Here is a 6,776-nt window from a genome sequence, read left to right as displayed (position 1 = left end):
GAGGTGCGCAATTTTGTTCAACTTCTGCCACCATCTGTTGTTTTAACGCCAGATCTTCGAACACGGCTTCAATAACCAGATCGCGATGCGCAAAACCGCGATAATCGGTAGATCCAGAAATTAACGCCAGCTGTTTATCGCGCTCGCTGGCTTTGATATGACGGCGACGAACTTTCGTTTCAAGCTGATCCCAACTGTACTTCAGCGCGTGGTTGATTCCCTTAGCAGTAATATCCTTGATACGTACTGGCAAGCCACCTTTACAGGTCGTCACATAGGCGATACCTCCGCCCATCAGACCGCCACCCAGAATGCCGACACTGTTTAGCGGACCGGGCTTTGCATCACTACCTGGATCCTTTTTCACGTCGGTATTGGCAAAAAAGATGTGTCGCAGCGCCTGAGACTGGGGTGTCATCGCCAATTCCCCAAATGCGCGGGCTTCTGCGTCATAACCGCTACTGCTTCCCTGGGCAAGGCCGGTTTCAATGACCTCAAGGATACGTTCCGTCGCGGGATAATTTCCCTGCGTTTTTTGCGCCGTCTTTTTACTGGCCATACGGAATAGCAGCGCTCGCCCCAGCGGCCCCGCTAATACCCGCTCACGTACGGGCAGACTCCGATGTGAGGAACTGTCTTTTTTAGCCAGTTCAACGGCAGCTTCCAGCAATATGGACTGCGGCACGACTTCATCCACCAGCCCCACTTTAAGCGCCTGTTTTGCGCGCAATTGTTTCCCTGTGAGGATCATATCCAACGCAGTACTGACGCCAATAAGGCGTGGCAAGCGTTGCGTGCCGCCGGAGCCGGGCAACAGACCAAGCTGGACTTCCGGCAAACCCAGTACGGTTTTAGCATCATCGGTACAAATACGGTTATGGCAGGCCAGCGCCATCTCCAGGCCACCACCCAGACATGCGCCATGAATCGCGGCGATAACCGGGATCGGCAACGCATGGATTTCCGCCATAATCTGCTGCCCCTGGCGGGCCAGCGTTTCGGCTTCCTGCGCGCTGCGGCAGCTACCAATCATGTTGATATCTGCTCCGGCGATAAAATTATCGGGTTTCGCTGAAATGAACACCACACCGCGCAGCGCTTTGTTGTCGCGAATTTGTTTCAGGATGGCCCGAACCTGAGAAGCAAACTCCGCTTTCAGGGTATTCATTTTCTCTCCGGGCACATCAATAGTGACAACAGCAATGTTATCCAGACGCACGTTTAGCGTAAAAGCCGATGTCATTTCCATTATTCCGCCTCCAGAACCATTGCCGCACCCAAACCACCTGCCGCACAGGCGGTGACTAAACCAAAGCCGCCGCCGCGCCGGCGTAATTCATTGAGGGTTTGCGTGATCATTCGCGCACCGGTAGCAGCGAAAGGATGTCCATAGGCAATAGACCCACCCAGCACGTTAAATTTACTGTCATCAACCTCGCCAGTGGCATGTGCCCTACCCAACACTTCGCGGGCAAAACGTTCGCTGCCCAGCAACTGAAGATTCGCCAGCGTTTGTGCGGCAAAGGCTTCATGCATATCGATCAAGGTTAAATCCGTCATCGTCAGTCCAGCTCGCTCCAGCGCAAGCGGTGTTGACCACGCCGGTCCCAGCAGCATATCCTGCCAGACATCAATTGCGGTGAAAGCATAGCTGCGTAAATATCCCAGCGGCACCAGTCCCAGCTCTTTCGCACGCGACTCCGTCATCAATATCACCGCGGCTGCGCCGTCCGTCAGCGGGGTACTGTTCGCCGCAGTGACGGTGCCGTGCTTTCGGTCAAACGCCGGACGCAGTTTGGCGTAATCGGCCAGCGTAGAGTTGCCGCGAATATTGTTATCTTCGGAAAGAGGATCTTTAAACGGTGGCGCGTAGGTGGTCATCACCTCATCGGCGAGCTTTCCTTCAGCCCATGCCTGAGCGGCACGTTGGTGAGAACGATGCGCCAGGGCATCCTGCTGCTCGCGCGTAATGCCATAGGTTTTCGCCATTTGCTCGGCCGTATCCCCCATGCGCAAGCCGGTGGAATATTCAGCGACAGCGGGGGGTACAGGCATCAGGTCACGTAAACGCAGCCGGGAAAACAGTTTCAGGCGTTGCCCTGTTGTGCGGGCTTTATTGACATCCACCAGCACGCGCGCCAGCTTTTTGCTGACGCCAATCGGCAGGACAGACGACGAGTCCGCCCCGCCGGCAATTCCGGCGCGAATTGTCCCCGCCATCAGGCTTTCCGCGACATTCGCTACTGCCTGGAAACTGGTAGCGCAGGCTCGGCTTACGCTGTAGGCATCCGTGTGCACATTCATACCGGTTCCCAGTACGATTTCACGAGCAATATTGGGGGCTTCAGGCATTTGTACCACCTGGCCAAAGACCAGTTGCTCGATCACATCAGCGGGTATTTCGCTACGCGCCAGCAGTTCACCAACAACCATTTTCCCCAAATCTACGGCGGGAATGCCATGAAATGCGGTTGCCTGACGGGCAAATGGCGTACGCAATCCGCTTACAATGGCGATGCGATCGCCCTGGCGGGTAACCAGCGGTAAAGCCTGACTCATAACACTCCCCTGTAAAAAATAAAAATAAGTGGTCTGACCTGATCACAGTCTTAACCAATTTTTTACATTTAGCCAAGCGGAGAGAAAAGAAAGTGGGAGCTAAGACACAGTGAATAATCACTGACTGTTACGAAAATACCCTTGCTACCAGGCAGCAAGGGTATAAAGAGAAGGGATTAACGCAGGCCCAACTGGAAAATCAGCGTTTCAGCTTCACAAGCAAAAACAAAGTCAATATCCAGACGCACACCATCTGATTCTTCGGTAAAGGTAGAGGTGATTTGGCAAGGCTCAGATTCCACGCCACGCGCCTTTTCAGTCAGAGCGGCCAGCGTTTCTTCTGCCTCTGCGCGATTCGCGAACACACGGCTGTATGACGCGGTGCAATCGGAGTTGTCCATGATGGTGCCAACATCCATACAGCAGCAAACCGGGGTTTCATCAGCACTGCATTTACTCATTGTAGATTTCCTCTGTATTCGCACCTGAGGTGCCAGATAAACGATAGGGATATTTTACGCTCCCCTCTTTCGCCTCTCCAGTCGTTAATTGTATGAAATGCGATAAGTGACCGAAATCACACTTAAAAATGATCTAAAACAAAAATCACCCAAACAGGTGAGTGCGCATACCCGCAATTTTGCCAGCTGGATCGCGTTTCCGAGATCAGAATTGAAAATTTTTATAAACATACTTGCAACATTTCAGCTGGTCAGACCTATACTCTCGGCACTGGTCTGATTTCTATGTCGTACCTCAGACCCTACACTTCGCGCTCCTGTTACGGTATGTAACATTGTTTGTATAAAAATAAATCTATGAGGTTATGGTCATGAGCCAGAAAACCCTGTTTACAAAGTCTGCTCTCGCAGTCGCAGTGGCAATTATCTCCACACAGGCCTGGTCTGCAGGCTTTCAGTTAAACGAATTTTCTTCCTCTGGCCTTGGCCGGGCATATTCGGGTGAAGGCGCTATTGCAGATGATGCAGGTAACGCCAGTCGTAACCCGGCACTGATTATGATGTTCGATCGCCCCACTTTTTCTGCGGGCGCGGTGTATATCGATCCAGACGTTAATATTTCCGGTAAATCGCCATTCACCGGACGTAGCACCGACGCAGATAACATCGCCCCTACAGCGTGGGTTCCCAACGCTCACTTCGTGATGCCTATCAACGAGCAGTTTGGTTGGGGCGCTTCTGTCACCTCAAACTATGGTCTGGCAACCGAGTTTAATGACAGCTATATCGTCGGTGAGTACGGCGGGAAGACTGATCTTAAAACGGTCAACCTTAACCTGAGCGGTGCCTACCGTCTGAATGACAGTTGGAGCTTTGGTGTTGGTTTTAATGCCGTTTACGCCGATGCTAAAATTGAGCGTTATTCCGGTGAGCAGACCGCCGCACTGCCGAAAGTAAGCCAGAAGATCGCCAGCCTAAAGGGTGACGAATGGGGCTACGGCTGGAACGCCGGTATTTTGTACGAGCTGGATAAAAATAACCGTTACGGCTTGACCTACCGCTCTGAAGTTAAAATCGACTTCGATGGTGATTACAAAAGCGGCATTCGTTCCCAGGCCAATGCGTTACCTGGCGCAGGCACCGCGTTCCCATGGGGCACAACCAATGCCACCGTCCCGGGTTCTTTGACGCTGAACCTGCCGGAAATGTGGGAACTGTCGGGCTATAACCGCATCGCTCCGCAATGGGCTATTCACTACAGCATGGCTTATACCAGTTGGAGCCAGTTCCAGGAACTGAAAGCAACCGGCACCAACGGCCAGACACTGTTCTATAAAGAAGAAGGCTTTAAGGATTCTTACCGCATCGCGCTGGGCACAACCTACTATATGGATAAAAGCTGGACCTTCCGTACCGGTATCGCCTATGACGACAGCCCGGTTCCTGCAAGCAAGCGTTCCATCTCCATTCCAGACCAGGACCGCCTGTGGCTGAGCGCGGGTACGACTTACGCATTCAATGATGACGCATCTATTGATGTTGGTGTTTCTTATATGCACGGTCAGAAAGTGACCGTCAAAGAAGGCCCGTATACTTTCGATTCTGAAGGTAAAGCCTGGCTGTTCGGTACCAACTTCAACTACGCATTCTGATTTTCTGCAGACATTAAAAAAGGTGAGCTTTTTTAGCTCACCTTTTTATTTGCCTCAATTCCTTACTCGGAATCAATATCTTTTAAATCATCCTGAATGGCTTTCGCGTTCGGGTTTTCTTCTGGTTTAAGTTTCCCGCCGTTCGCGATGAAGTCATGACGCTGGAAGTAGGCTTCACGTACCATGATGTAAGGGTCGGAAGACTGACGCAGCAGACCGTCGGAATCAAGCAGCTGTGCGCGGGTTTCAATCCCTTCGACTGTCCATTTACCTATCGACAACGGCCAGGTCAGCCAGGACAGTACCGGATACAGCGTATCCACCATATCGCCACCATCATCGCGCAGCGTGAAGCTACCGTAGAACGGAAGCTGCATATATGGTCCGTAACCCACGTCATAGTGGCCTAACGTACTGCCAAAGCGGTGTGGTTCAACGCGCTGTAGCTTCGGATTCGCCATACCCGCCACATCGATAAAGCCGCCCATACCCAACAAGGTGTTCAGGAAGAAACGGGTAAAATGCACCATCCCCTGATAAGGATCGCCTTGCAGGAAATAGTTGACCATGACGGCCGGCTCTTCAAGGTTGCCCGTAAAGTTGCTCAAACCATTACGCGCCGGCTGCGGGACATAATCACGCCAGGCTACTGCTACCGGTCGAACAACATAGGGATCTAACACATTAAAGTTAAAGTTGTACATTGTGCGGTTGAACCCTTCAAATGGATCCGAACGCCCCTGCTGTTCAGTACCGGAGCTCGCACACCCCACCAAAAGTGTGGTTCCCAGCGCAAGCGCCGACAGGCGAAGCTTCATAAGTGTCTCCCTGTGTAATATGGCTATCGCTGATTGCCATCCATGACGGAACGATGACGTATCCGCCTGTTAAGATGTGAGCGATTGTAACAGCACGTCAAACGATGTCTATATACCCGGTCTTACTGATTTGATCATAGCCTGGTTATGCACACTACGCGGCGGTTCTATTTTAGCTAACCCGATAAAAACAAACGTTACCATTTTTGCTATCTCAGACTTTCTCCCGCTGATTTTCGGATAAAAACCGCTACGCTTTAGCAATACGTGCTTATGCAGGATTCGGCTATGAATGATATTGAGAATGAAAAAATTGATCGGCACAGCGACGAAATCCAGGTCGAAAGTGATGAAAAGTTAGAAGGTAAAAAGATAGAGGTCGATGAGGACAGACTCCCATCGCGCGCCATGGCGATTCATGAACATATCCGCCAGGATGGGGAGAAAGAGATGGAACGCGATGCGATGGCGCTGCTGTGGTCGGCCATCGCTGCCGGGCTGTCGATGGGCGCTTCGTTACTGGCAAAAGGGATTTTTCACGTGCAGTTAGAAAGCGTGCCAGGTGGATTTCTACTCGAGAACCTTGGTTATACCTTCGGGTTTATCATCGTCATCATGGCCCGCCAACAGCTTTTTACCGAAAATACCGTCACTGCCGTACTACCGGTTATGCAAAACCCCACCCTCGGCAATTTTGGTCTGCTAATGCGCCTGTGGGGTGTAGTTTTACTGGGTAATATTATCGGTACCGGCATTGCGGCGTGGGCCTTTGAATATATGCCGATTTTTGATGAAGAGACCCGCGACGCCTTTGTCAAAATCGGTATGGACGTGATGAAAAACAGCCCAACAGAGATGTTTTCTAACGCGATTATTTCTGGCTGGCTGATTGCTACAATGGTCTGGATGTTCCCTGCGGCCGGTGCGGCGAAGATTGTGGTCATTATTCTGATGACCTGGTTGATTGCGCTGGGCGATACCACGCATATCGTCGTCGGCTCGGTGGAAATTCTCTATCTGGTCTTTAATGGTACGCTGCACTGGAGTGATTTCTTCTGGCCCTTTGCGTTACCGACACTCGCCGGAAATATCTGCGGCGGTACGTTTATCTTTGCGCTGATGAGCCACGCGCAGATCCGCAATGATATGAGCAACAAACGCAAGGAAGAAGCCAGGCAGCAAGCAAAACGCGAAGAATCGAAACAAAAAAACCAGAAAAAACAGGCTTGAATGGTGACTGTTTGAGCAGTCAGGCGGCTTGAGACTTACCGTTGAGGGTAAAAAAC

Annotated in this window: 6 protein-coding genes; 2 read left to right on the top strand and 4 right to left on the bottom strand. The window is 51.5% G+C overall.

Annotated features, from left to right (window positions below; all coding sequences use genetic code 11):
* From KQJ18_RS08635 to KQJ18_RS08625, 3 genes are all read right to left on the bottom strand, one after another.
* The coding region (locus tag KQJ18_RS08635; RefSeq protein WP_216421830.1) for an enoyl-CoA hydratase-related protein at nucleotides 1–1,249 on the bottom strand (1,249 nt) is incomplete at its 3' end.
* On the bottom strand, nucleotides 1,249–2,559 hold the full coding sequence (fadI, locus tag KQJ18_RS08630) for an acetyl-CoA C-acyltransferase FadI (RefSeq protein WP_069323371.1): 1,311 nt from the start codon (nucleotides 2,557–2,559) through the stop codon (nucleotides 1,249–1,251). The genes KQJ18_RS08635 and fadI, both read right to left, overlap by 1 nt.
* A 176-nt stretch (nucleotides 2,560–2,735) precedes the next feature.
* Entirely contained in the window at nucleotides 2,736–3,020 is a 285-nt protein-coding gene (locus tag KQJ18_RS08625; protein ID WP_038642389.1) for a YfcZ/YiiS family protein, read from the bottom strand.
* A gap of 371 nt (nucleotides 3,021–3,391) precedes the next feature.
* Here KQJ18_RS08625 and fadL point away from each other — a divergent pair, with 371 nt between their 5' ends.
* Nucleotides 3,392–4,672: a long-chain fatty acid transporter FadL gene (gene fadL / locus KQJ18_RS08620; RefSeq protein WP_038642391.1), complete on the top strand. Its 1,281-nt coding sequence runs from the start codon at nucleotides 3,392–3,394 to the stop codon at nucleotides 4,670–4,672.
* Nucleotides 4,673–4,734: 62 nt separating this feature from the next.
* Here the strand turns inward: fadL and mlaA are convergent, their stop codons facing one another.
* Entirely contained in the window at nucleotides 4,735–5,490 is a 756-nt protein-coding gene (gene mlaA, locus KQJ18_RS08615; RefSeq protein WP_038642393.1) for a phospholipid-binding lipoprotein MlaA, read from the bottom strand.
* Nucleotides 5,491–5,787: 297 nt separating this feature from the next.
* Between mlaA and KQJ18_RS08610 the strand changes: the two genes are divergently transcribed.
* On the top strand, nucleotides 5,788–6,720 hold the full coding sequence (locus KQJ18_RS08610; protein WP_137347730.1) for a formate/nitrite transporter family protein: 933 nt from the start codon (nucleotides 5,788–5,790) through the stop codon (nucleotides 6,718–6,720).
* The last annotated feature ends 56 nt before the right edge of the window (nucleotides 6,721–6,776 follow it).

This window comes from Citrobacter sp. S55_ASV_140, assembly GCF_018919505.1.
In the GTDB taxonomy this organism is placed as follows: Bacteria; Pseudomonadota; Gammaproteobacteria; order Enterobacterales; family Enterobacteriaceae; genus Citrobacter; species Citrobacter werkmanii.
The sequence above is the reverse complement of the archived record's forward strand: the minus strand, read 5'-3'. Positions and strand labels throughout refer to the sequence as shown.